Genomic DNA, 24796 nt, shown 5'->3' with positions numbered 1-24796 from the left:
CCGTGCTGCTCAGCTCCCTGCGTCCGCGTCGTCGGTCGCCTGGCCGTCGGCGCCGTCGGACGGCTCCGGTCCGTCCGCCCGGTCCGGCTCCAGGGCGCCGGGCCCCTCGGTCACGAGCAGGCGGAACTGCTCCGCGTCGATGATGCGGAGCCCGAGCTGCTCGGCCTTCGTGAGCTTCGACCCGGCACCGGGACCGGCGGCGACGAAGTCCGTCTTCTTGCTGACGCTCGACGCAGCCTTGCCGCCGGCGGCGATGATGGCCTCCTGCGCGCCCTCACGGGTGTACCCCTCGAGCGAGCCCGTCGCGACGACGGTGACCCCGCTGAGGACGCCCCCCTCGACGGCGGCGCCGGGACCGGGGTGGTCCGGCGTGGTGAACTGCACCCCCGCGGCCGTCCAGCGGTCGATGATCTCGCGGTGCCAGTCCACGGCGAACCAGTCGAGCAGGGCGTCCGCGATGATCCCGCCGACCCCGTCGACCGCCGCGAGCTCCTCGCGCGACGCCTCCCGGATGCGGTCGAGCGACCCGAAGTGGTTCGCGAGTGCCCGTGCGGCGACCGGGCCGACGTGCCGGATGCTGAGCCCGACCATGATGCGCCAGAGCGGCTTGGTCTTCGCGGCCTCGATGTTCGCCAGCATCTCGAAGGCGTTCTTCGACGGGTAGCGGCTCGGCTCGCCCGTGTGGTCGGCTCCGCGCGCGTCGGGGTCGAACGGCGGATCGGTCTTCTTGCGGGCACGGCTGAACGGCGTGACGCGCTTCGGTGTGCCGTCGTCGTCGGACTTCTCCATGCCCGTCTCGGCGTCGCGGACGATCACCTCGATGGGGACGATGTCCTCCATCGTCAGGTCGAACAGCCCGGCCTCGGTGACGAGCGGCGGCTGCTCGGGGTGCAGCGGCTGCGTGAGCGCCGCGGCGGCGACCTCGCCCAGGCCCTCGATGTCGAGCGAGCCGCGCGAGGCGATGTGCTCGACCCGGCCACGGACCTGGGCGGGGCAGCTCCGGGCGTTCGGGCAGCGGAGGTCCTTGTCGCCCTCCTTCGCCGGTGCGAGGGGCGTCCCGCACTCCGGGCACGCGGCGGGCATGACGAACTCGCGCTCGGTGCCGTCGCGCAGCTCGACGACCGGGCCGAGCACCTCGGGGATGACGTCGCCGGCCTTGCGGAGCACGACGGTGTCGCCGATCAGGACGCCCTTCGCCTTCACGACGTCCTGGTTGTGCAGGGTCGCCTGCCGCACCACGGACCCCGCGACCTCGGCCGGCTGCATCACCGCGAAGGGCGTCGCACGTCCGGTCCGCCCGACGCTGACCACGACGTCGAGGAGCTTCGTGTGGACCTCCTCCGGCGGGTACTTGTACGCGATGGCCCAGCGCGGTGCACGGGAGGTCGAGCCGAGTTCCTCGTGCAGGGCCAGGTCGTCGACCTTCACCACGACGCCGTCGATCTGGTGCTCGACCGACGCACGACGCTCGCCGGTCGTCCGCACGAAGCCGATGACCTCGTCCACGGTGTCGAACACCCGGTAGTGCGAACTCGTCGGCAGGCCCCAGGTCTGCAGCAGCTCGTAGACCTCGGACTGGGAGTGCACCTCGGTGTCGCGCTCGAGCTCGCGCACCGGCCACGCGCCGATGCCGTGCACGAGCATGCGGAGGCGTCGCAGGCGGTCGACCATGAGCGCGCGCTTCGCCTCGGACTTGCCCTCCTCCTTCTGGCGGAGCGATCCGGCAGCCGCGTTGCGCGGGTTCGCGAACACCCGCTCCCCCGCCTCGCGCTGCCGGGCGTTCAGCTCGTCGAACTGCGCGACGGGGAAGAAGATCTCGCCGCGGACCTCGACGATGGCCGGGTGTCCCTCGCCGGACAACCGGTCGGGGATCGTGCCCATGGTGCGCACGTTGCCGGTGACGTCCTCGCCCACCACGCCGTCACCACGGGTCGCCGCCGACACGAGGCGACCGTGCTCGTACCGCAGGTTGATCGCGAGCCCGTCGATCTTCAGCTCGGTGAGGAACCGGACCCGTTCGGAGCCGGCGTCGCGCTGCACCTTGTCGGCCCACTCGGTCAGCTCCTCGGGGCTGAACACGTTGTCGAGGCTCAGCATGCGCTCGGCGTGCTCGACCGGCGCGAACTGCACCGTCTGCGCCTGGCCGCCGACGGTCTGGGTCGGGCTGTCCGGGGTGCGCAGGTCCGGGAAGCGCTGCTCGATCGCGTCGAGGCGACGGACCATCGCGTCGTAGTCGCCGTCCGACACCGTCGAGCCGTTGCCCTCGTAGTACTGGTCGCGCAGCTCGCCGATGCGCACCCGGAGCCGGTCGACCTCCCGCTGGGCCTGCGCGGCGTCGAGGTCGGCCGGGGCCAGCGTCTCGAACGTCGAGTCGGCCGAGTCGGGGGTCGTGTCGCTCATGCCTCAGTTCTACCGTGCACCGCCGACCCCGGCCGCAGCCGGCTCCCCGACCCCAGCCGCCCGGCCCCGGCAGCACCCCGCTGCCCGGCCCCGGCAGCAGCGGGCTGCCCGGCCCCGGGCCGCAGGCTCAGACGGTCGCGGGCACCGCCGAGACGGTGCGGTCGATCGTGCACTGCCCGAGCACCCGGGTGCCGACGTAGACCACCGCAGTCTGACCGGGAGCCACACCGGACAGCGGCTCGTCGACGTCGATCACGAGCTCGCCGTCCGTCACCCGCGCCGTCGCCGGGACCGGATCGGCGTGCGCCCGGATCTGCACGTCGCACGCGAACGGCGTCGACGGGTCGGCCGGAGCGGTCCCGGCCCAGGTGAACCGCGAGCCGGCCATCGACCGGACGTCGAGCGCCTCCTTCGGTCCGACGACGACGGTGTTGTCCTTCGGCCGGATCTCGAGCACGAAGCGCGGCTTGCCGTCCGGTGCCGGGCGTCCGAGGTGCAGTCCGCGGCGCTGCCCGACGGTGTAGCCCGTGGCACCCTCGTGCTCGCCGACCACGGTGCCGTCGCGCTCCACGACCGAGCCCGGCGCGGTCCCCACGCGGTCGGCCAGCCACCCGCGGGTGTCCCCGTCCGGGATGAAGCAGATGTCGTAGGAGTCGGGCTTCTGCGCGACGGTCAGCCCGCGCGCCGCCGCCTCGGCACGGACCTCGTCCTTCGACGGTGTCGCACCGAGCGGGAACATCGCGTGCTCCAGCTGCTCGGCCGTCAGCACGCCGAGCACGTACGACTGGTCCTTCGCCCACGCCGCCGAACGGTGCAGCTCACGGGCGCCGTCCGACCCGGTCACGACCGAGGCGTAGTGGCCGGTGCACACGGCGTCGAAGCCCAGGGCGAGCGCCTTCTCGAGCAGGGCGGCGAACTTGATCCGCTCGTTGCACCGCATGCAGGGGTTCGGGGTGCGGCCGGCCTGGTACTCCGCGACGAAGTCGTCGACGACGTCCTCCTTGAAGCGCGCCGAGAAGTCCCACACGTAGTACGGGATCCCGAGCGCCGAGGCTGCCCGCTGCGCGTCCATCGAGTCCTCGATCGTGCAGCAGCCACGGCTCCCCGTGCGGAGCGTGCCCGGCATCCGGCTCAGCGCCAGGTGCACACCGACCACGTCGTGCCCGGCGTCGACGGCTCGCGCCGCGGCCACCGCCGAGTCGACCCCACCGCTCATCGCCGCAAGTACACGCATGCATCCAGGGTAAGCGCATCCCCCGACGAGTCCAGGCGTACCGTTGCTCGACGATGACCAGCACCACGAACGACGCCTTCGACCGCCGCGGCGTCCTGCTGTCCGGCTTCCTGCCCGCGGCGCTCTTCGCGATCGGCGAGGGAGCGATCATCCCGATCATCCCGATCGCCGCCGACTCCCTCGGCGCGAGCCTCGCGTTCGCCGGGTTCGTCGCCGCGCTCATCCTGGTCGGCGAGCTCATCGGTGACGTGCCCTCCGGCGTCGTGGTCGGACGGATCGGTGAACGGAACGCGATGATCGGCGCCGCCGTGGTGTCCGTCGTCGGGCTGCTCGTCTGCGTCGTCTCGCCGAGCCCCTGGGTGCTCGCCGTCGGGGTGTTCCTGGTCGGTGTCTCGACCGCCGTCTTCGCCCTCGCCCGGCACGCCTACATGACGACCGCGATCCCCCTGCGGATCCGGGCCCGCGCCCTGTCGAGCCTCGGCGGCGTGTTCCGCTTCGGCTACTTCGTCGGGCCCTTCCTCTCGGCCGGCGTCGTCCACCTGACCGGCACGACGCAGAGCGCCTTCTGGATCCACGTGGTGTGCTGCCTCGCGGCGGCGGTCGTGCTCCTCGTCCTGCGCGACCCCGCGACGGGCGCACGCGGTCTGCGGTTGCCGAGCAGGGCCTCCAGGCCGGACACGACGAGCGCGACCGACGGGACGGACGCGACCCGCGGACCGGACGCGGCCGACGCGGCACGGCGCACGGCACCCGCGCCGCACCCCGACGAGCCGCCCACCGACACGGGCGCGCAGTTCGTCGAACGCGAGGCACACGGCCTCTTCCGCACCATCCGCGAGAACCGCGCCGTCCTGGCACGGCTCGGCAGCGGAGCGGCGCTCATCGGCGCGCTCCGCGCCGGACGGCAGGTGATCCTGCCGCTCTGGGCGGTCAGCGTCGGTCTCGACGACGCCTCGGCCGCGCTCGTCATCGGCATCGCCGGCGCCGTCGACTTCGCGCTCTTCTACACGAGCGGGCAGATCATGGACCGCTGGGGCCGACTCGCGAGCGCCCTGCCGTGCATGCTCGGGCTCGCCGTGAGCTACTTCCTGCTCGCCTGGAGCGGGCACCTCGACGCGAGGGTCGGGTGGTTCGTCGGCATCGCGATCGGCATGTCACTCGCCAACGGGGTCGGCAGCGGCATCCTCATGACGCTCGGTGCGGACCTCGCGCCGCGGGGGAACCCGGCACCGTTCCTCGGTGCGTGGCGCTTCACGGGGGACTTCGGGTCGGCTGCGGCGCCACTGCTGATCTCGGGCGTCACCGCGGTCGCCTCGCTGGCGTTGGCGAGCGGGGTGATGGGGGTGCTCGGCCTGGTCGGTGCGGGGGTGCTGCTGCGGTACGTGCCGCGGTACCTGCCTCGTCGGCTGCGCTGAGCGGACGGCCTGGAGGCGCGGCTCCCGCCCGCCCCGCGTCCACGCCTCGGTAGACTGCCGCTGCTCGCGGGAGTGGTGGAATCGGTAGACACGCAGGATTTAGGTTCCTGTGCCCCAGGCGTGAGGGTTCGAGTCCCTCCTTCCGCACGATGGTCGGCTCGCCGGGTGGAGTCACACCACAGGAGGATGGGGCGGTCACCGCCGGGCGGTACCCTCGTCAGGCGGGAGCTTCCCCGTGCCCCGCCCCGACACGACCGGAACAACCATGCACTCCGTCGCACTCGCCCTGATCCCGTGGCTCGACCCGCAGTACATCCTCGACCACTTCGGGGCCATCGCCGTGCTCATCGTCTGCGCCATCGTCTTCGCCGAGACGGGCCTGCTGATCGGCTTCGTCTTCCCCGGCGACAGCCTGCTCGTCATCACGGGGCTCTTCGCCTTCGACCGCGGCGGCCAGATCGGCGGCATCCCCATCTGGGCGGCGGCGCTGATGATCGGCGCGGCGGCGTTCCTGGGCGGTGAGCTCGGGTACTACATCGGCAAGAAGGCCGGGCCCCCGATCTTCGAGCGCAAGGAGAGCGGACTCTTCTCGAAGGAGAACGTCGACCGCACGAACGCGTTCTTCCACCGCTTCGGCCCGCTCGCGGTCATCCTCGCCCGCTTCGTCCCCGTGGTCCGGACCTTCCTGCCGATCGCGGCCGGGGTCGGGCGCATGAACTACAAGAAGTACTCGTTGTACAACGCCATCGGTGCGGTCGTCTGGGGTGTCGGCGTGACCTTCCTCGGGTACTTCCTCGGGTACATCCCGCCGATCGCGTACGTCGTGCGGAACTACATCGACGTGATCCTCATCCTCGCGGTGCTCGTCACGGTCGTCCCCGCGGGGCTGCACTACTGGCGGACCGCGCGCAAGGCGAAGCACGCCGCCGAGGCCGAGGAGGCAGCGCAGCGCGGTGGCGCCGAGCGGGGTACCGCCGACGGCGCGGGTCGCCCGGCCGAGCAGTAGTCGGCGGGCCGTCGGCGCTCCGGCGGCCTGGCGGCGCTGACCGTCCGCACACGGCGCTGCAGCGGCGGCGTCGCACAACCGAAGACACCTCGCGCCACGGGAACCCGTGGCGCGAGGTGTCGCTCGTTGTGCCTGGGCATGGAACGCCGCGCTGACGCCGGCGTCCCGCGGAGCCCTCCGACCGGTGTGGTCAGACCCCGAAGTACTCCCGGACGATCGGTGCGATCCCCCGGAACGCCTTCGACCGGTGCGACAGTGCGTTCTTCTCGTCGCGCGTCAGCTGTGCTGCCGAACGGTCGGCGTCGTCCGGCTGGAACACCGGGTCGTACCCGTGTCCGCCGTCCCCGACCGGCTCGGTCAGGACCTCGCCGTTCCACACCGCCTCGAACAGGTGCTCCGTGCCGTCCGGGGTGACGAAGGCGGCGGCACACACGAACGCAGCGGTCCGCTCCACGACCCCCTCGAGGTTCCGCAGCAACAGCGCGATGTTGTCCGCGTCCACGCGCGTCCCGGCGTACCGGGCGGAGTGGATGCCGGGTGCCCCGCCGAGCGCGTCGACGGCGATCCCGGAGTCGTCGGCGAGCGCCGGCAGCCCGGTGTGCGCCACCGCCGCACGCGCCTTGATGAGCGCGTTCGCCGCGTAGGTGTCGCCGTCCTCGACGGGCTCCGGACCGTCGTACCCGACGAGCTCGACGCCCGCGCCGAGGGCCTCGCCGAGGATCCCGCGCAGCTCGACGACCTTGCCCTGGTTGTGCGTCGCCAGGACGACGGTGTGGCCGGTCACGCGAGGCCCAGCACGTCGCGCTGGATCGCCGCGAGCGACCGGTTGCCCGCGAGGCCGAGGTCGAGCAGCGTGTCCAGCTCGTCGCGATCGAACGGCGCGTGCTCCGCCGTGCCCTGCACCTCGATGAACTTGCCGGAGCCGGTCGTCACGATGTTCATGTCGGTGTCGGCCGCGGAGTCCTCGGTGTACGCGAGGTCGAGCATCGGCTCCCCCCCAACGATGCCGACCGAGATCGCCTGCACGCTGTCGGTGAGCGGCGTCGCCTTCTTGGCGATGAAGCCCTTGTCGCGGCCCCACTCGATCGCGTCCACCATCGCCACGTAGGCGCCGGTGATCGACGCGGTGCGGGTCCCGCCGTCGGCCTGCAGCACGTCGCAGTCGAGGACGAGGGTGTTCTCGCCGAGGCCCTTCATGTCCACGACCGCTCGGAGCGACCGCCCGATGAGCCGCGAGATCTCGTGCGTCCGTCCGCCGACCTTGCCCTTGATCGACTCGCGCTGCATGCGCTCGTTCGTCGACCGCGGCAGCATCGAGTACTCGGCGGTGACCCAGCCGGTGCCCTTGCCGGCCATCCAGCGCGGCACACCGTTGGTGAAGGACGCCGTGCACAGCACCTTCGTGTTGCCGAACGAGATGAGTGCGCTGCCCTCGGCCTGCGAACTCCACCCCCGCTCGATGCTGACCGGACGGTGGTCGGTGGCACTGCGGCCGTCGATGCGGGTGCTCATGGGGTCCTTTCGGTTCGGGGCAGCGTGATGGCCCCGGTCTGGAGGTGTCCGACGCTCGAGACCTCGGGACCGAGGAAGCGCCGGGCGAGCCGGATGAAGCCGTTCTTGTCGTCGCCGGTGGCCTCGAACGCGTAGGTCGGCGGCTCCGGGGTGGTGCGTTCGAGCCCGTGCTCGACGAGCCGACGGTAGACGTCGTTCGCGGTCTCCTCGGCGCTCGACACGAGCGTGACGTCCGGGCCCATCACGTACTGGATCGCCGCGGACATCAGCGGGTAGTGGGTGCACCCGAGCACGAGCGTGTCGACGTCGGCGGCGCGGATCGGCGCGAGGTACTGCGCCGCCACCTCACGGAGCGCCGGCGACGAGGTGTCCCCGGCCTCGACGAACTCGACGAAGCGCGGGCACGCTGCGAGGGACAGGGTGACGTCGGCAGCCACGGCGAACGCGTCCTCGTACGCCCGCGAGGCGATGGTCCCCACCGTCCCGATCACCCCGACGCGACCGGTCCGGGTCTGCTTCACGGCGGCACGGGCGGCCGGCTGGATCACCTCGACGACGGGGATGCCGTACGCCTGCTCGTAGCGTTCCCGAGCATCGCGGAGCACGGCGGAGGACGCGGTGTTGCACGCGATCACCAGCGCCTTCACGCCCTGGTCGACGAGGTCGTCCATCACCTCGAGCGCGTACCGCCGGACGTCGGCGATCGGCTTCGGGCCGTAGGGCGAGTGCACGGTGTCCCCGACGTAGCGGATGCTCTCGCGCGGCAGCTGGTCGATGATCGCCCGCGCGACCGTCAGTCCACCGACCCCGCTGTCGAAGACTCCGATCGGTGCATCCGTCACCCGCCCAGCGTACCGAGCCGCACTCACCCGGCGCCCGACCACGCGCGCCCCGCGCCTCGGCACCGCGACGTCGCCCCGGCTCCGCGACGTCGCCCCGGCTCCGCGACGTCACCGTGGCACACCGACGTCACCTCGGCACCGGGAGGTCACTAGTGTCGGACGCGTGACCAGCGCGCTCCTCACGGACCAGTACGAACTCACCATGGTGGACGCCGCCCTCAAGGACGGCACCGCCGATCGACGCTGTGTGTTCGAGGTGTTCGCCCGCCGCCTCCCCGACGGCCGCCGCTACGGTGTCGCCGCCGGTCTCGGGCGCTTCCTCACGGCGCTCACGGAGTTCCGCTTCGGCGACGAGGAGATCGGCTTCCTCCGCGACCGCGGCGTGATCGACGAGGGGACGGCTCGGTGGCTCGCGGACTACCGGTTCACCGGGGACGTCCGCGCCTACCGCGAGGGCGAGGTCTTCTTCCCCAACTCCCCCGTGCTGCAGGTCGAGGGGACGTTCGCCGAGTCGGTGGTCCTCGAGACCCTCGCGCTGAGCATCTTCAACGCCGACTCCGCCATCGCCGGCGCAGCCGCCCGCATGGTGTCCGCCGCCGACGGCCGTCCGCTCGCCGAGATGGGCTCGCGACGCACCGGCGAGTGGAACGCCGTCGCCGCCGCCCGCGCCGCGTACATCGCGGGCTTCGGCGCGACGAGCAACCTCGAGGCCGGCCGCACCTGGGGCATCCCGACGATGGGCACCGCCGCGCACGCGTTCACGCTCCTGCACGACTCCGAGGAGGCCGCGTTCCGCTCGCAGCTCGACGCCCTCGGCGACGGCACCACGCTGCTCGTCGACACGTACGACATCGAGGCAGCGGTGGAGACCGCCGTCCGGCTCACCGACGGCCGGCTCGGCGCGGTCCGCATCGACAGCGGTGACCTGCCGAGCGTCGTCGCCGCGGTCCGCGCGCAGCTCGACCGGCTCGGTGCCCCGGCGACGAAGATCACCGTGACGAACGACCTGGACGAGTACACGATCGCCGCGCTCCGGGCCGCGCCGGTCGACTCCTACGGTGTCGGCACGAGCGTCGTGTCCGGTTCGGGCCACCCGGCGGCCGGCATGGTGTTCAAGCTCGTCGCGCACCAGACCCCGGCGGGCGACGAGTGGGTCCCCGTCGCGAAGAAGTCCGCGGACAAGGCCTCGACCGGTGGGCGCAAGGAGGCCGGCCGGCGCCTCCGCAACGGCATCGCCACCGCCGAGGTCGTCCTGACCTCCGGTCGCCTCGGCCCCGACGAGCGACCCCTGCTCGTCCCCGTGGTGGACCACGGCGAGGTCGACCCGGCGTTCCTCGGGGTCGCCGGTGTCGAGGCCGCGCGCGCACACCACGAGCGCGCCAAGGCGGAGCTCCCGGTGGACGCGTCCCGCATCGGACGCGGCGACCCGGCGATCCCCACCCTGGTGGTCTAGCGGACTACTCGGACTTCATCTTCTCGTAGATGGCCTTGCAGTCCGGGCACACCGGGAACTTCTCGGGGTCACGGCCCGGCACCCACTTCTTGCCGCAGAGCGCCTTGACCGGCTTGCCGGAGAGTGCGGACTGCAGGATCTTGTCCTTCTTCACGTAGTGCGAGAACCGCTCGTGGTCGCCGGGCTCGATCGCCTCTTCCTCGAGGAGCTTCTCGAGCTCGCGGTCCATCACGTCGAGGCCGCCGCCGGGTTCCGTCATGCTCATGGGTCCAGGGTACGACGATGCGGCCGACGCCGCGACGGACGGGAGGCGCGGGTCCGCCCCGCCACGCGGCTCACCTGCACCGAGGACGGACGGGAGGCGCGGGACGGTCCCGCCACGCGCCTCCCGTCCGACGGTGCGTACCGACGGGAGGCACGGCGTCGGGCCACAGCGTGCCTCCCGGCCGGCAGGCGCTCAGTTCCGCTGCGCCGCAGCGAGCAGGTCGGGACCACGCCGGTCGAAGAGCCGACCGCCGACGGCCACGCCGGTCACGAGCACGACGACACCGACGGCGATGCCGACGAGGAGCGTCGCGAGTGCCCAGGGTTCCGGACCCTCGACCGCGGTGAGCACCGCCAGCCAGCCCGCGGGGACGAGCGACGCCAGGATGCCGACGATCATCGTCGTCTGCGCGACCGCGGCCGTCGTCCCGGCGGCCTGCGGCTGCTGGAACGGGTGGTCGCCGGGGCGGACGGTCGGGTACGGCAGCAGGACGGAGACGACGCTCGACAGCCCGAGCCCGGCGAGCAGTGCACCCACTGCGATGCCGGTGAGCACCGGGAAGGCCGTGGGGTCCCCGAAGAGCGCGGCGGACACGGCGGCGCCCGCCACGACGAGCGGCAGTCCGACGACGAGCAGGGGCACGAGTCGCCCGAGCCGGTCGGTCCAACCGGGAGCGCCCGACGCGACGTGCAGCCAGACCGCGGTGTTGTCGTAGGAGACGTCGTTGTGGGGCAGGAACCCGGCGATGAGTGCCATGAGCGGCAGCGGGACCAGCGCGGTCCAGTGCCACGGCACGCCGGCGACCCCGAGCGGGAGCACCACGAGCGGCACGAACAGGATGACCAGGTAGGACATCCGGTAGCGCGGGTCACGGCCCCAGTACGTCAGCGCCCGGGCGGCGACCGCGCCGACCGGCGTCGAGCCCAGGCCGGCGAACCAGCCGAGCCCGCGGTACCGGCGGGTGCCGGCGCGTCCGTCCGCGGCCTCGAGTGCGGCGCCGACCAGCGCCCACCAGGCCCACGCGAGCAGTGCGACGGTGACCAGGGCGACCAGCAGCTTCAGGAGCCCCTCGCCGACGCGACCGCTCGCCACGTCCGCCGGCACCGCCCAGGCGGCACCCCACGGCGTCCACCCGGCGACGTCGGCGATCCGCTGGAGCTCGGTGCTGGCGGGGTCGAGCCAGTCGCTGCGGAACAGCAGCGACGCCACCGGCAGTCCCAGCACGACGATCACGAGGGCGGCGAGCCAGCCGGCGTCGCGCGACCGGTGCGGTCCGACGAAGGTCGCACCGACGGCGCTGCCGACCCGCAGCAGCAGGGCGCAGGTCAGGGTGCCGAGCAGTGCGGCGACGACGGCCAGCACCGCGGTGCCGCCGCTGCGCGACCACGCGCCGACCTGCCCGACCGCGACGACCGCGACGGCGAGCACCGGGACGCCCACGAGTCCGGCGACGCCGAGACCGACGGCGAGGTGACGGCGGTCGATCCCGTACACGGCGAAGCGGCGCGGGTCGAACTGGTCGCTGCGACCGACGACGAGCGGCACCAGCGTGAGTGCGAGGGCGACGAACGTGCCGACGGGGACCGCGACCGACCGCGCGACCTCGACGGGTGCCTGCCGCAGCGCGAGGAGCTCGCCGGCCACCACCACGGCGGCGACCAGGCCGAGCAGGGACCCGAGCACCACGAGGACCGACCGTCGGGCTCCCCCACGGACCTCGCCCGCGAGCAGGTCGACCCTCAGTCGGAGAAGCTGTGCAACCATTCCATGCTCTCTGCCACGACGCGGCCGCCCGCGAGTTCGACGAACTTGTCCTCGAGGCTCTTGCGCCCGCGGACCTGCGCCATCGTGCCGGAGGCGAGGACCTTGCCGCCGACGATGATCGCGACGGAGTCGCACGTGCGCTGCACGAGCTCCATGGAGTGGCTGGAGAGCACCACGGTGCCGCCGCCGCGGGTGTACCGCCGCAGGATGTCCGTGATCGTCGCCGCGCTCACCGGGTCGACCGACTCGAACGGCTCGTCGAGCACGAGGACGCGCGGCGAGTGGATCAGGGTCGCGGCGAGCGCGATCTTCTTCGCCATGCCGACCGAGTAGTCGGCGACCTGGCGTCCGAGCGCCTCGCCGAGACCGAACGCCTCGGCCAGGTCGGTGCTGCGCTTCCGTGCGGTCGCACCGTCGAGCCCACGGAGCGTGGCCGAGTAGTGCAGCAGCTGCGCGCCGGTGAGCCGGTCGAACAGCCGGAGCCGGTCGGGCAGCACACCGAGGGCGCGCTTGGCCGCCGTCGGGTCGGACCAGACGTCGTGGTCGAGGACGCTCACGGTGCCCGCGTCGGGCCGGAGGAGACCGGTGACCATCGAGAGCGTGGTGGTCTTGCCGGCGCCGTTCGGTCCGACGACGCCGAAGATCGAACCCTGGCGGATCTCGAGGTCGACCTCGTCCGCGGCGAGGGTTTGGCCGTACCGCTTCACGAGGCCGCTCGCGCGGAGCACGACGGGCTGCTGCGCCTGTGCGGTCTGCGTCGCGGCGGCGGTGGCGGTCGGCTGGCGTCCGGGAGCGCGCTTCTCCTTCGCCGTGGAGCCGGCCGCAGCGGTCTTCGGCGTGCCCGCACGCTGGGTCGTCCCCGTGCTCGACGCGTCGTCCCCGGCCGCGCCGGAGCCGGTGGCGGTCGTGTCGGTGGGCTGTGCGGGCGTCGCGGGGCCCGAGGGTCGTGCGGCACGCCCCTTGCCCTTGCCCTTGCCCTTGCCCTTGCGGGGGGTGCGGTCCGACGCGGCGGCCGTGGCCGTCGGTGTGCCGGTCGCCGCAGCAGCGGTGGCGGGTGCGCTCGTCGCAGCAGCTGCCGGTCGCGAGGCGACGGCGGTCTCCGGGTCGGCGACCTGGTCGGGTGCCCCTTCGTCGTGACCGACCGCGACGGCCGCACCCGTCGTGTCGTCGGTCATCTCGTCATCATCGGAGGCGTCGTCGCGCGCATCCTCGTCCCCCGTGTCGTCGTCGGCCGCGTCACCGGACGGTCCGTCCGCGTCCGCCAGCCAGGCGGCGTCGGACGTCGCGTACACGTCGTCGTCATCAGCTGCAGCCACCGCCCCACCGTACCAACGCGCCGGACGCGGCCGACCCCGACCGGCGGCGCGTCCGCGAGGGCCTCGGTACCGAACCGGTCACAGGATCACGAAATGAGCACGAAGCACGCGGGGGTGTACCCCGGAGCGCACTCGTTCCGTATCATTCACCAGGGCACGACGGAGTGTTCACCACATGGAAACCTGCCCGGACGGGCGCCCGTGGCCGCTCGTCCCCCGCACGAAGGTGCAGGAAGCGCACGCTCACGGCGAACTCGGACCCGGAGCGGGCACACTCGACGAGGCCCGCCCGTGCCCCACGCGGCGCGCGGGCGGACACCAGAAGGGACCAGCATGACCACGCAGATCGTCATCCTCGCAGCGGGGATGGGCAGCCGACTCGGTCGGAGCCTGCCGAAGCCGCTGACCGAACTCAGCGACGGCCGCACCATCATGCAGCAGCAGTTCGACAACATCCGAGCCGCCTTCGGCTCGAGCGCCCGCGTCACGATCGTCGTCGGCTACAAGTCCGAGTACATCGTCGAGGCGTTCCCCGAGGCGAACTTCGTCTACAACGAGTCCTACGACTCGACGAACACGTCGAAGAGCCTGCTGCGCGCGCTCAAGGCGACCGGCAAGAGCGGTGTCCTGTGGATGAACGGCGACGTCGTCTTCGACCCGCGCGCCCTCGTCCGTGCCGCGGACATGATGGACCAGGACCGCTCGTTCGTCAGCGTCAACACCGAGAAGGTCTCCGACGAGGAGGTCAAGTACACGGTCGACGCCGACGGCTGCATCAAGGAACTCTCGAAGCGGGTCGTGGGCGGACTGGGCGAGGCCGTCGGCATCAACTACGTCTCCTCGCGCGACAAGCAGGCACTCATCCGCCAGCTCGGCCGCGTCGACGACCAGGAGTACTTCGAGGGCGGCATCGAGGCTGCCATCGCCGAGGACGGGCTACGCTGGTCGCCGATCGACATCTCCGACCTGTACGCGGTCGAGATCGACTTCGCCGAGGACCTCCAGCGCGCGAACGACCTGTTCGCCTGAACCACCGTCAGGACCCCCTCGGCGGTTCCGCCCGGAGGGAAGCCGCGTGACCACAGCGAGTGCGCCGACCGCGCCCGCGACGACCGCATCGACGTCGTCCCGGAGCGCCGGTCGGCGGTACCGCCAGGCACTCTGGCTGCTGACCGTGCGGGACCTGCGCGTCCGGTACTCGACGTCCGCGCTCGGGTACCTGTGGTCGATCCTCGACCCGCTGGTGATGTCGGCGATCTACTGGTTCGTCTTCACCCAGGTCTTCCACCGGGGATCGGTGGGCGAGGAACCGTACATCGTCTTCCTGCTGTCGGCGTTGCTGCCGTGGATGTGGTTCACCGGAGCGGTGTCGGACTCGACCCGGGCCTTCACGAAGGAGGCGAAGCTGATCCGGTCGACGACGATCCCCCGGAGCATCTGGGTCGCCCGGGTGAACGCGTCGAAGGGCATCGAGTTCCTGCTGAGCCTGCCGGTGCTCGCGGTCTTCGCGATCGCCGCCGGTGCGCACCTGCACTGGGAACTGGCGCTGTACCCGCTGGCCATCGTGCTGCAGTGCGCCCTGGTCTACGGGATCGGGCTGATCGTCGCACCCCTGGTCGTCTTCTTCCGTGACCTGGAACGCGCCGTGAAGCTCGTCCTGCGGTTCCTGTTCTACGCGTCGCCGATCATCTACGGCACGCAGGCCCTGCCCGACCGGCTGCACGACATCGCCGCACTGAACCCGCTCAGCGGCATCTTCGGCCTGTACCGCTCCGCGTTCTTCCCCGGCCAGCTCGACTGGCTCGAGGTCGGCGTGTCGGTGGTGGTCACCGCCGTGGTCCTCGCCGTCGGTCTCGTCGTGTTCCGCCGGAGCGAGCACCGCGTCCTGAAGGAGCTGTGATGACCGCGACCGACCGGACCGCGCCGTCCACGAGCGTGGCGCCCGTGATCTCCGTGCGCGACGCCGGCATCCGGTTCAAGCGCAACCGCCGCGCGAGCCGGAGCTTCAAGGACCTGTTCGCCGGGAGCAACCGCCGCAAGCGCGCGGACGAGTTCTGGGCGCTCCGCAACGTGTCGTTCGACGTCCGACCGGGCGAGGCCATCGGCGTCGTCGGACGCAACGGTCAGGGGAAGTCGACCCTGCTCAAGCTCGTCGCGCAGGTCATGCTGCCGGACGAGGGACGGGTCCGTGTCGACGCGGGTGTCGCTCCGCTCATCGAGATCACCGGCGGCTTCGTCGGCGACCTCACCGTCCGGGACAACGTGTACCTGACAGCGGGTCTGCACGGGATGTCCCGGGCCGAGATCCGGGACGCCTTCGACGAGATCATCGACTTCGCCGAGATCGGCGACTTCGTCGACACCCCCTACAAGCACCTGTCGAGCGGCATGAAGGTGCGCATCGCGTTCGCGGTGATCTCGCGGTTGGACGAACCGGTGATCCTGGTGGACGAGGTCCTGGCGGTGGGTGACAAGAGCTTCCGCGAGAAGTGCTACAAGCGCATCGAGGAGCTGCTGGCCGGTGGCCGGACGCTGTTCTTCGTCTCGCACAACGACAAGGACCTGCGTCGCTTCTGCGACCGGGGGCTCTACCTCGACAAGGGGCGTCTGCAGCTCGACGACACGATCGAGGCAGCCCTGGCGCGGTACGCGGCCGACCACGGGGCCTGAGCTCCGCTCCTCCACACCCGGGCCCCGCCGTACCCTCGTCCACAAGCCGAGGCACCAGCGCACTCCCCCGGGCTCCCGACGTCGGCCCCTCCCCCTACCGTGGCCCGCATGCACCACCCACCCACGGCCTACGCAGTCCCGTTCACCGTCGACCGATCCTGGGCACCACGTCGCTACGACCTGGTGAACACCGGGCCGGAGCCGCTCCACGCGATCTCCCTCACGCACCTCGGCAGCGGGTACTGCCCGCCGCTGGCGGTCAACCGTCTCGACCCGGGTCGATCCCTGTCGATCGCGGTGTTCGGCGCCGACCCCGAGCAGACCGGCATCGTGGTCGTCCGGTGGCGGCGCCCGGACCGTTCCGAGTACCTGTGGCGGATGTCACTCGTGGGCGACCGTCTGGTCGGCCTCGCGTCGTGACGACCGCAGGGTCAGCCCTCGCCGCGCTCCCGGGCGACCTCGTGCCAGCGCGCCACGAGACGGTCGACGGCAGCGTGCAGCCGGCGCGTCGCGACGCCGGGTGTGGTGTCGCCGAAGTACCGCTCGACCCAGTGCTGCAGCGTCGCGAGCTCCTCGGCGTCGTTCGCGGCGGCGTCCACCCGCGCGACCACGTCGGCGGCGTCCTCGGCGAGCAGCCAGTTCGCGGCGCCGAGGTACCCGCGCTCGTCCACGTCGGCCTCGGGTGCCGCAGGACGCGTCACGAGCAGCGGCTTGCCGACGGCCAGTCGGTCGTAGATCATCGCGCTGATGTCGGTCACGGCGACGTCCGCGTCCGCGAGCTGCCACCCGAGCTGCGGGCCGTCGTCGTACACGTGGTGCGCAGACGGGTCGGCGGCGTTCGCGGCGGTGATCGCGGCGACGATGCGCTCGTGGGCAGCACGGTAGTCCTGGTCGAGCACGCCGCTGCGCGGGTGCGGCCGGTACACCAGCCGGTGTCGACCGGTCGCGAGCAGGCGCTCGGCGAGCTCGACCCCGTGCGACGCGATCGAGCCGTACGCGGCGGCGGCGCGGTCGCCCTCCCACGTGGGCGCGTAGAGCACCACGGTCCGGTCGTCGTGGGGGTACGGCACCGCGCCGGCGAAGTGGTCGGCCTGCGGGCGTCCGATGGCGATGGTGCGGTGGTCCACGTCGTAGTCCCACAGGGCGGCACGCAGGCGGTCCCGGGCGGCGTCTCCCGCGATCAGGGCGTAGTCGTACGCCTTGAACTGGTTGGTGGTCATGTACATCTTGTCGCTCTCGCCGTGGTTGACGAAGACGTGCCACATGCGCCCGTACCGCATCATCTGGAAGTTGCGGGCGTTCTGGTTGACGTACAGGACGATCTTCGGTGCCTGCTCCTCGACGAACCGTTCGAGGTCGACGACCTGGCGGGCGTACACCGCCGGGACGGGCGACTCGTCGAGCAGGGTCGTCATCGTGCCGGGGCTGCGGGAGATGATCGCGACGGGGTGCTCGCGGGCGAGTTCCGCCAACGGTGCGTACCACTGCCGGAGCTGGTACATGTTCACCTTGCCGTCGGCGAAGTAGACCGCGACCTCGATCGAGCGCGGTGCGAGCTCCGGGACCTCCGGGAGCCGGCGGGCGAGCTCCCGCCGGTTCTGACGGGAACGCAGCAGGCGGCGGGCGAGACGGATCGCGGTCCGGACGTCCTTGGTGATCGGCATGGTGGTCCTCAGGCTACGGGCGGTTGCTGGGCGGTGTGCTCGGCGACGACGGCAGTGACGAAGGGTGTGGTGCGGGCAGCGACGGGGTGCTCGACCGCGGACACCCGGTCGGGGCGGCGGGACGTCCGGGCGGCGGCGTCAGACGACGGGTGGCCGACCGGCCAGCGTCATCCGGGCGACGGTCAGCCACCCCATGGGCCGCGACGGTCCGCAGTCCGCCGTCCAGCCCTCCCGGATCCCCGCGAACCACGTCCGCAGGCGCACGGGGTGTCGCCACCAGCGCGCCACCTGGATCGCGGCCCACGACCCGACGTAGACGGGTCGCAGTGCCACCGGCAGGTTGCGGCGTGCCAGGAACACGCGGTTGCGGGCGTTCAGCCGGATGTACTCGGCGTGTCGGGCGGGGTCGATCGCCGGGTGGTGCGCGACCAGGTCACCGGCGTACCAGGCGCGTCGACCGGCGTCCCACACACGCCACGCCAGTTCGATGCCCTCGTGCGCGTAGAAGTACGGTGCACCCCACCCGCCGACGGCGCGGTGGACGTCCATCGGCAGGAGCACGGCCCCCTCCCACACCGAGAAGACCGGCGACGAGTCGGTCGCAGCGCCCTTGCGGATGCGCGGCACCCAGCGACGGGGGTTCGCCGATCCGGTCGGATCGACCACCCGCGGCTGCACCAGGCCGAGCGACGGGTCGCGTTCGAGCAGTGCCACGGCGTCACGCAGGAAGGTCGGCGACGGGATCGACGCGTCGTCGTCGAGGAAGAACACGTAGTCGCCGTCGACGACTGCTGCTCCGGCGTTGCGACCGGCGGGGATCCCGACGTTCTCGGGCAGCGCGAGCGCACGGACGCCCTCGGGCAACCCCGTCGGCTCCCAGCCGTTGCCGACGCAGACGACGTCGAGCTCGACGTCCTGCTGCGCGAGCACGCTCGTCAGCCCACGGCGGAGGTCGTCCGGACGGGTGCCCTGGGACAGGCTCACGACGGCGATGCGCGGGCGCTGCCGGTGCGGGACGGCGTTCCGACGGTGGGTCCCGGGCAACGCCTCCGGTGTGGCGCCCGTCGTCGCTCCCGAGGTCATGCCCGCACCCGCTTCGACGAGATGATGGCGACGAAGTGACCGGCCGTGGCGAGGACGGCGAGCGGCAACAGCGCCCCGACCAGGACCCGGTCGACCAGCGGGCTGCCGACGACGAGCCCGAGCAGTGCGAACACGAACGCCAGGATGGTCAGCTCGACCGAGTGGTACAGGCGGTGGAAGGGCAGGAAGCGTGCGAAGCGACGGAGCGTCGCCAAGCGCCGCCCGGACGGGGCCGTGCCGGCGTCCCGGCGGTCGACGAGCTTCTCGAGCCCGGCGTTCGCGCGGGCGACGTGGACCATGTCGTTGAGCGCCTTGTTGAGCACGATCACCAGGCCGAGCGCGCACCCGATCGTCGTCCACATCCAGTCCGCGCCGTGGACCGGCCAGGTCGCGGCGCGGACGCCGAGCGCGATCGGGATGAGTCCCTCGGTCGTGTAGTGCCCGACCTTGTCGAGGAACACCCCGGCGGGCGACCGGGTGCCGCGCCACCGGGCGACCTCACCGTCACAGCAGTCCACGAGCATCTGCAGCTGACCGAGCACGAGTGCGAGCAGTGCACCCCAGATGCCCGGGATCAGCAGCGCGGCGGCGACGCTCCACCCCACCAGGATCATCAGGCCGGTCACCTGGTTCGCCGAGACCCGCGTCCTGAGCAGCACCCAGGTCAGGTACGGCGACACGTCGCGCAGGTAGAGCGACGCCGTCCAGTGCTCGGCGTTCGCCCGCGAGCGGACCTCGTCGGGTTGGGCGACCGCACGGAGTTCGGCGATCGAGGTCGGGCGGGCGCTGCCGCGGCCGGTGGTGTCGTCGGTCAAGGGGTCAGGTCACCGTCCCGTGTGCGTGGTCAGCTCGGAGGTCCGGGTCAGGAACCCGATGATGAAACCGATGCCCCAACCGACGTGGATGCAGGGCAGCACGACGATCAGCCAGAGCATCGTGGGCAGCCCGGAACGCCGCGCCACGAGGACGGCGCCGAGCACGACGAAGAGCAGGTAGACGGCGGGGACGACGAAGCCCAGCGCCGCCCAGGCGACGGGCGACCCGAGCACGGCACCGACGATGCCGACGAGTCCGGCGACGATCCCGAGCGCCATCGCCACGACCATCGCCGGGGGCGCGAAGTACCGCAGGCCGTTGTTCGCCGGGAAGCGTCGGGCGAGCTCGCCGCGCCACAGGCCCGTCGCGACGAACTGGCGCACCAGTCGTCGGAGGCTCGGCCGCGGCCGGTAGGTCACCACGAGTTCCGGGGTGAACCACACCGTGCCACCGGTCTGGCGCAACCGCCGGTTGAGTTCCCAGTCCTGGCCGCGCTTGATGCCCTCGTCGAAGAGTCCGACCTCGAACAGCCGGTCGCGTCGGAACACCCCGAGGTAGGCGGTCTCGGCCGGACCGGCCTTGCCACCGACGTGGTGCGGTGTCCCCCCGAGGCCGACCCGGCTGCCGTAGGCGAGCGCGACAGCACGCTCGAACGGCGTGCGGCCCTCGGCGTGCATGATGCCACCGACGTTGTCCGCACCCGACTCGAGCAGCACGCGGACGGCGATCCGGGTGTAGTCCGACGGCAGCACCGAGTGGGCGTCGACCCGGATCACGATCGGGTGCACCGATGCTCGGATGGCGACGTTGAGCCCGGCGGGTGTGGAGCCGACGGGGTTCTCGATGGCCCGGACACGAGGATCGGCGGCGCTCATCTCGGCGACGAGTTCGTTCGTCCCGTCGATCGACGGTCCGAGCGCGAGGATCACCTCGAACGGACCCTCGTAGTCCTGCTCCAGCAGGCTCCCGACCGCGGCACGGACCTCGGTGACCTCGTTGAGCACCGGCATCACGTACGAGACCCCCGGCAGGGGCTGTCCGTCTGTCTGCATGCGGTCCTCGGGGTCGTGGCTGACGCGCGGAGCGCACCGTGGACCGGTACCGCCCCGGAGAGCAGCCATGAGCCTATCAAGCGGCCGGAGCGCCCACCTGCGCCGGACCCGCCAGGGCGCCGACCGGCGGACCGCACCACGAGCCGCGGCGTGGCCGGACGACGGACGGGAGGCGCGGTGCCAGCCGGCACCGCGCCTCCCGTCCGTCGCTGGTCGCGTCAGCTCTTGTAGGTCCCGAGCGTGACGTCGGCCTCGCGCGTCTGACCGTCGCGGACGTAGGTGATCGTCGTCTTCGCACCGCCGGCGAAGAAGCGGACCTGCGCGGTCAGGTCGGTGGCGTCCGCCACCGATGCCGAGCCGATCTTCGTCACGACGTCGCCCTTCTGCAGGCCGGCGTCCGCCGCCGCTCCGCCGGACGACACCGACTTGATGAGCGCACCCATCTGCGTGGCGTTCGCGTCCTCGGAGGCGTCGCCGACCGTCGCGCCGAGCAGACCGTGCGTCGCGGACCCGTTCTCACGGATCTCGTTCGCGACGCGCTGGACCAGGTTCGCCGGGATGGCGAAGCCGACACCGATGCTGCCCGACTGCGCGTCGGAGGACTGTGAGCTGCCCGCGCTCGCGATCGCGACGTTGATCCCGATCAGCTTGCCCTTCGAGTCGAGCAGGGCGCCGCCCGAGTTGCCGGGGTTGATCGACGCGTCGGTCTGGATGACCGGCAGCGAGACGGTCGTCTTGGTGGAGGATCCGCCGTTGCCCGGGAACTCGAACGGGCTGTCGCCGTTGCCGCCCTCGTTCGAGTCGCCGCCCTGGCTGGGGGCGCTCGAGGCGACCTGGATGCTGCGGTTCAGGGTCGAGACGATGCCGTCGGTGACGGTGTTCGACAGGCCGAGCGGCGCGCCGATCGCGACGGCGGTGTCACCGACGTTGAGCTCGGAGGAGTTCGCGAAGGAGATCGGCTTGGTGCCGGTCGCGTCGATCTTGATGACCGCGAGGTCGACCGTCGGGTCGGTGCCGACGAGCTTCGCCGGGTAGATCCTGCCGTCGGACGTCGTGACCGTGATCGTGCCGTTCGAGCTGTCACCGTCGAGGGTCACCACGTGGGTGTTCGTGACGATGTACCCGTCCTTCGTGAAGAAGACACCGGAGCCGGTGCCGCCCGCGGAGCCCGAGGAGACGTTGATCGTGACGACGGACGGCGTCGCCTGCGCGGCGACCGCGGTCACGACGGTGGCGTTGTTGTAGTCGTTGACCGTGAGGTTGCCGCCGTTCTGCGACGAGCCGGAGCCGATCACGGTGGTGCCGCCGCCCTGGGCTGCACCGGCCGCCCAACCGGCGCCGCCGCCGACCAGGCCGGCGAGCACCAGACCCGCGACGATCGGCAGGACGAGCTTGTTGCGGCCGCCCTTCCCGTTCGCGGTCGTGCCCGTTGCGGCACCCGTGGCGGTCCCGGTCGCCGCACCCGCGGCAGCGCCGCCGAAGTAGTGGCCGTTGCGCTGGTTCGAGCCGTCCACGTCGCCGAAGGCGCTGGCGGACGAGGGGGCCTGGGCGGAGCCGGGGTACGAAGCGCTCTGCGGTGCGCCGTACTGCGAGCCGACCTGCGGCGTGCCCTGGGCGTACTCGCCGTAGCGGGGCTGGCCCTGGGACCGGCCGTACTGGTCCTGACCGTACGGGGTCGGGTTCTGGGTCTGGCCGTACTGGCTCTGGCCGTCCTGGCCGTACTGGCTCTGGCCGTACTGGTTCTGGCTCTGGCCGTACTGGTTCTGGTCCTGGCCGTACTGACTCCGGCCGTACTGGCTCTGGTCCTGGCCGTACTGGCCCTGGCCGTACTGGCCCTGTCCGTACTGGCCCTGGCCGTACTGGCCCTGGTCCTGGTCCTGGCCGTACTGGCCTTGGCCGTACTGGCTCTGACCCTGGCCGTACTGGCTGTGCCCGTACCGGTCGTCGCCCCGCCCGTGGTGTGCGTTGTCGGAGCCGTAGGGGCTCGCCTGCTGCACGGCATCGCTGCCGTCGCGGTCGCGGTCGATGGTCGGGTAGGGCGCGGTGTAGCGGTCCGTCGTGGTGTCGGTCCCCGCAGCGATGACGTCGGTCTCGGCCCCGTGGGCGTCGTCGATGACGTCGGTGTGGTCGTGGTCCGTACGGCGGTCGGCGGGCTGTCCGGAGACGTCCTGCGTCGACGTGCCCTCGCCGGAGGTGGCGCGCGAGGCGTCCTCGGCTGCGGCCCGGTGGTCGGTTTCCTCGGGGCGGTTGTCGTCGCCCTGGCCGTGTGGCGTGGTGTCGGTCATGCTGGACGTGCTCCTTTCAAGCTCGTGCAGTCTTCCGGACCCACCTGAGCGGTGCTCCTGCTGGCGCTGCAAGCGACCTATGGCGATCTTATGCGTGGGCTGTGGACGCGTTCCCGGTCTCGCGGCGCCGGGTGACCCGCAGGACGCGCACCGCCGATCCGTCCGACTAGGTTGGGGCCTCCAGGCCGTCGACCCGCGCCGCGCGCACCGGAGGGACCACCATGCACCGCACCGGACCCTGGCTCCGAGCCGCCGAGGGGGCGATGCTGCTCGGTCCCGACGGCGTCCCCGCGCCGACCGTCTTCGCCGAGATGAGCGCGCTCGCTGCCGCCACCGGCGCCGTCAACCTCGGCCAGGGCTTCCCCGACCAGGACGGCCCGGTCGAGGTGCTCGACGCCGCGGTCGACGCGATCCGCCGCGGTGTGAACCAGTACCCGCCCGGCCGCGGGGCGCCGGAGCTCCGGGAAGCGATCGCCGAGCACCAGGCGCACTGGTACGGGCTGACGGTCGACCCGGACCGCGAGGTCCTCGTCACCGCCGGCGCGACCGAGGCCCTCGCCGCGACGCTGCTCGCGTTCGTCGAGCCCGGCGACGAGGTCGTCACCTTCGAGCCCTTCTACGACGCGTACGGGGCGCTGATCCGTCTCGCCGGCGGCACCCACGTCACGGTTCCCCTGACGGCACCGGACTTCCTGCCGGACGAGGACACCCTGCGTGCCGCGTTCACCGACCGCACGCGGGTCGTGCTGGTGAACACACCGCACAACCCGACCGGGCGGGTCCTCCCCCGCGAGGTCCTGGCCACCGTCCTCGAGCTCGCCGAGCGGCACGACGCCCTGGTCGTCACCGACGAGGTGTACGAGCACCTCACCTTCGGCACACCGCACGTCCCCGTCGCGACCCTGCCCGGTGCAGCGGACCGGACGATCACGATCTCCAGCGCTGGCAAGACCTTCAGCACCACCGGTTGGAAGATCGGGTGGCTCGCGGCGGCACCCGCACTCGTCGAGGCCGTCGTCTCGGTCAAGCAGTACCTGACGTTCGTGAACGGGGCTCCCTTCCAGCCCGCGGTCGCAGCCGGGCTCCGTCTGCCCGACGAGGTGTTCCACGGCATCGCGCGGGAGCTGTCCGAGAAGCACGAACTGCTCGCGGGCGGGCTCCGCGCGTCCGGCTTCGAGGTGATGCACCCGGACGGTGGGTACTTCGTCCTCGCGGACACCGCACCGCTCGGGTACGACGACGCCCGGGAGTTCTGCCTGCGGCTCCCCGGACTCGCCGGGGTCGTCGGCGTCCCCGTGTCGGCGTTCGTCCGACCGGAGCGCGCGGCGGGCTACCGGTCGCTCGTGCGCTTCGCGTTCTGCAAGCGCCGCGACGTCCTGTCCGAGGCCGTCAGCCGCCTCGCAGCCCTCGCCCCGACCCGCTGACCGGGAGTCGGGCCCGCAACCGCCCCCACGGCGCACTCCGTGCTCCGGTGCGCCGCACCCGACGTGCACGTCCGCAGCCGTCGTCCCGCGCTGGCCAGCCGAGCGGGCCTCTTCTGCACCTCTCGCCGCACCGAGCCGCCGTTTCCGCCCCTTCGGCGAACGCCGGTCACCCGGTCACCGCGAGCGGGCCATCTCTGCTCGTCTCGCCGCACTGAGCCGCCGTTTCCGCCCGTCCGGCGAGCGCCGGCCACCCGGTCCCCCAGCCACCGCGAGCGGGCCTCTCCTGCACGTCTCGGCGCACCGAGCCACCGTTTCCGCCCGTTCGACGAGCGCCGGTCACCCGGCCACCCGGCCACCCGGTCCCTTAGCCACCGCGAGCGGGCCTTCTCTGCACGTCTCGCCGCTCCCAGCCGCCGTTTCCGCCCGTTCGGGGAGCCCCGGTCCACCCAGCCACCGCGAGCGGGCCTTCTCTGCACGTCCCGCCGCACTGAGCCGCCGTTTCCGCCCGTCCGGGGATCGCAGCTCGTCGTGCCGACACCGGCTGACGCCGGCGGTCCCCGCGAGCGGGTCGTTCCTGCACCCTTCGACACGCGGC

21 protein-coding genes and 1 tRNA gene are annotated in these 24796 nt (G+C 72.1%); 9 read left to right on the top strand and 13 right to left on the bottom strand.

The window, feature by feature from the left end:
* Positions 1 to 9: 9 nt before the first annotated feature.
* Both ligA and mnmA read right to left on the bottom strand, forming a co-directional pair.
* Positions 10 to 2400: an NAD-dependent DNA ligase LigA gene (ligA, locus tag M3666_RS05880; protein WP_144411250.1), complete on the bottom strand. Its 2391-nt coding sequence runs from the start codon at positions 2398 to 2400 to the stop codon at positions 10 to 12.
* 127 nt (positions 2401 to 2527) lie between these two features.
* A complete protein-coding gene (mnmA, locus tag M3666_RS05875) occupies positions 2528 to 3634 on the bottom strand; it encodes a tRNA 2-thiouridine(34) synthase MnmA (RefSeq protein ID WP_251154733.1) in 1107 nt (368 codons plus the stop codon).
* Between the two features lie 53 nt (positions 3635 to 3687).
* Here mnmA and M3666_RS05870 point away from each other — a divergent pair, with 53 nt between their 5' ends.
* The 3 genes from M3666_RS05870 (at position 3688) to M3666_RS05860 (ending at position 6055) form a co-directional block, all read left to right on the top strand.
* Positions 3688 to 5049 carry an MFS transporter gene (locus M3666_RS05870; protein WP_251154732.1) on the top strand — a complete coding sequence of 454 codons (1362 nt, stop codon included), beginning with the start codon at positions 3688 to 3690 and terminating at the stop codon, positions 5047 to 5049.
* A 66-nt stretch (positions 5050 to 5115) separates the two neighbouring features.
* Positions 5116 to 5196 (top strand) — tRNA-Leu (locus tag M3666_RS05865).
* Between the two features lie 118 nt (positions 5197 to 5314).
* Positions 5315 to 6055 carry a DedA family protein gene (locus M3666_RS05860; RefSeq protein WP_066652928.1) on the top strand — a complete coding sequence of 247 codons (741 nt, stop codon included), beginning with the start codon at positions 5315 to 5317 and terminating at the stop codon, positions 6053 to 6055.
* A 190-nt stretch (positions 6056 to 6245) separates the two neighbouring features.
* Here M3666_RS05860 and rdgB read toward each other — a convergent pair whose 3' ends face one another.
* From rdgB to murI, 3 genes are read right to left on the bottom strand one after another with little or no spacing between them, the layout of a single operon-like run.
* Positions 6246 to 6839 (bottom strand): RdgB/HAM1 family non-canonical purine NTP pyrophosphatase, encoded by a 594-nt coding sequence (gene rdgB, locus M3666_RS05855; protein ID WP_066652922.1) that lies wholly within the window; start codon positions 6837 to 6839, stop codon positions 6246 to 6248.
* Complete coding sequence (gene rph / locus M3666_RS05850; protein ID WP_066652919.1) at positions 6836 to 7567, bottom strand: ribonuclease PH; 732 nt, start codon at positions 7565 to 7567, stop codon at positions 6836 to 6838. The genes rdgB and rph overlap by 4 nt, the downstream gene beginning before the upstream one ends.
* Positions 7564 to 8409, bottom strand: a complete 846-nt coding sequence (gene murI / locus M3666_RS05845) for a glutamate racemase (RefSeq protein ID WP_066652917.1) — start codon at positions 8407 to 8409, stop codon at positions 7564 to 7566. Before murI ends, rph begins: the two co-directional genes overlap by 4 nt.
* On the opposite strand from murI, the gene M3666_RS05840 reads away from it, so the two are divergent.
* Complete coding sequence (locus M3666_RS05840; RefSeq protein ID WP_374109570.1) at positions 8393 to 9862, top strand: nicotinate phosphoribosyltransferase; 1470 nt, start codon at positions 8393 to 8395, stop codon at positions 9860 to 9862. The two genes, murI and M3666_RS05840, sit on opposite strands and share 17 nt — an antisense overlap.
* Positions 9863 to 9866: 4 nt before the next feature.
* Here the strand turns inward: M3666_RS05840 and M3666_RS05835 are convergent, their stop codons facing one another.
* The 3 genes from M3666_RS05835 to M3666_RS05825 form a co-directional block, all read right to left on the bottom strand.
* Entirely contained in the window at positions 9867 to 10127 is a 261-nt protein-coding gene (locus tag M3666_RS05835; protein ID WP_144411249.1) for a DUF3039 domain-containing protein, read from the bottom strand.
* A 192-nt stretch (positions 10128 to 10319) separates the two neighbouring features.
* Positions 10320 to 11891: an ABC transporter permease gene (locus M3666_RS05830; protein ID WP_144411248.1), complete on the bottom strand. Its 1572-nt coding sequence runs from the start codon at positions 11889 to 11891 to the stop codon at positions 10320 to 10322.
* Positions 11867 to 13207, bottom strand: coding sequence for an ABC transporter ATP-binding protein (locus M3666_RS05825; RefSeq protein WP_251154731.1), 1341 nt, complete (start codon positions 13205 to 13207; stop codon positions 11867 to 11869). The genes M3666_RS05830 and M3666_RS05825 overlap by 25 nt, the downstream gene beginning before the upstream one ends.
* Positions 13208 to 13540: 333 nt before the next feature.
* On the opposite strand from M3666_RS05825, the gene M3666_RS05820 reads away from it, so the two are divergent.
* The 4 genes from M3666_RS05820 (at position 13541) to M3666_RS05805 (ending at position 16297) form a co-directional block, all read left to right on the top strand.
* The gene (locus M3666_RS05820) at positions 13541 to 14236 is read left to right on the top strand and encodes an NTP transferase domain-containing protein (protein ID WP_066652912.1); all 696 of its coding nucleotides are present in this window, start codon (positions 13541 to 13543) and stop codon (positions 14234 to 14236) included.
* Between the two features lie 46 nt (positions 14237 to 14282).
* On the top strand, positions 14283 to 15107 hold the full coding sequence (locus M3666_RS05815; protein ID WP_251154730.1) for an ABC transporter permease: 825 nt from the start codon (positions 14283 to 14285) through the stop codon (positions 15105 to 15107).
* Positions 15107 to 15877, top strand: a complete 771-nt coding sequence (locus M3666_RS05810; protein ID WP_251154729.1) for an ABC transporter ATP-binding protein — start codon at positions 15107 to 15109, stop codon at positions 15875 to 15877. The genes M3666_RS05815 and M3666_RS05810 overlap by 1 nt, the downstream gene beginning before the upstream one ends.
* Positions 15878 to 15985: 108 nt before the next feature.
* On the top strand, positions 15986 to 16297 hold the full coding sequence (locus M3666_RS05805; protein WP_251154728.1) for a hypothetical protein: 312 nt from the start codon (positions 15986 to 15988) through the stop codon (positions 16295 to 16297).
* Between the two features lie 11 nt (positions 16298 to 16308).
* Here the strand turns inward: M3666_RS05805 and M3666_RS05800 are convergent, their stop codons facing one another.
* The 5 genes from M3666_RS05800 to M3666_RS05780 form a co-directional block, all read right to left on the bottom strand.
* Positions 16309 to 17541, bottom strand: coding sequence for a CDP-glycerol glycerophosphotransferase family protein (locus tag M3666_RS05800; protein WP_066652908.1), 1233 nt, complete (start codon positions 17539 to 17541; stop codon positions 16309 to 16311).
* 138 nt (positions 17542 to 17679) lie between these two features.
* A complete protein-coding gene (locus M3666_RS05795) occupies positions 17680 to 18624 on the bottom strand; it encodes a glycosyltransferase family 2 protein (protein ID WP_251154727.1) in 945 nt (314 codons plus the stop codon).
* A complete protein-coding gene (locus M3666_RS05790; protein ID WP_209683599.1) occupies positions 18621 to 19439 on the bottom strand; it encodes a CDP-alcohol phosphatidyltransferase family protein in 819 nt (272 codons plus the stop codon). Before M3666_RS05790 ends, M3666_RS05795 begins: the two co-directional genes overlap by 4 nt.
* Before the next feature lie 9 nt (positions 19440 to 19448).
* Complete coding sequence (locus tag M3666_RS05785) at positions 19449 to 20492, bottom strand: glycosyltransferase family 2 protein (protein ID WP_251154726.1); 1044 nt, start codon at positions 20490 to 20492, stop codon at positions 19449 to 19451.
* 218 nt (positions 20493 to 20710) lie between these two features.
* Positions 20711 to 22777, bottom strand: a complete 2067-nt coding sequence (locus M3666_RS05780) for a S1C family serine protease (RefSeq protein WP_251154725.1) — start codon at positions 22775 to 22777, stop codon at positions 20711 to 20713.
* Positions 22778 to 22998: 221 nt separating this feature from the next.
* Here M3666_RS05780 and M3666_RS05775 point away from each other — a divergent pair, with 221 nt between their 5' ends.
* The gene (locus tag M3666_RS05775; protein WP_251154724.1) at positions 22999 to 24201 is read left to right on the top strand and encodes an aminotransferase class I/II-fold pyridoxal phosphate-dependent enzyme; all 1203 of its coding nucleotides are present in this window, start codon (positions 22999 to 23001) and stop codon (positions 24199 to 24201) included.
* The last annotated feature ends 595 nt before the right edge of the window (positions 24202 to 24796 follow it).

Source organism: Curtobacterium sp. ODYSSEY 48 V2, assembly GCF_023712625.1.
Lineage (GTDB): Bacteria > Actinomycetota > Actinomycetes > Actinomycetales > Microbacteriaceae > Curtobacterium.
Note: the sequence above shows the minus strand (reverse complement) of the source record. Positions and strands in the feature narration are given on the sequence as shown.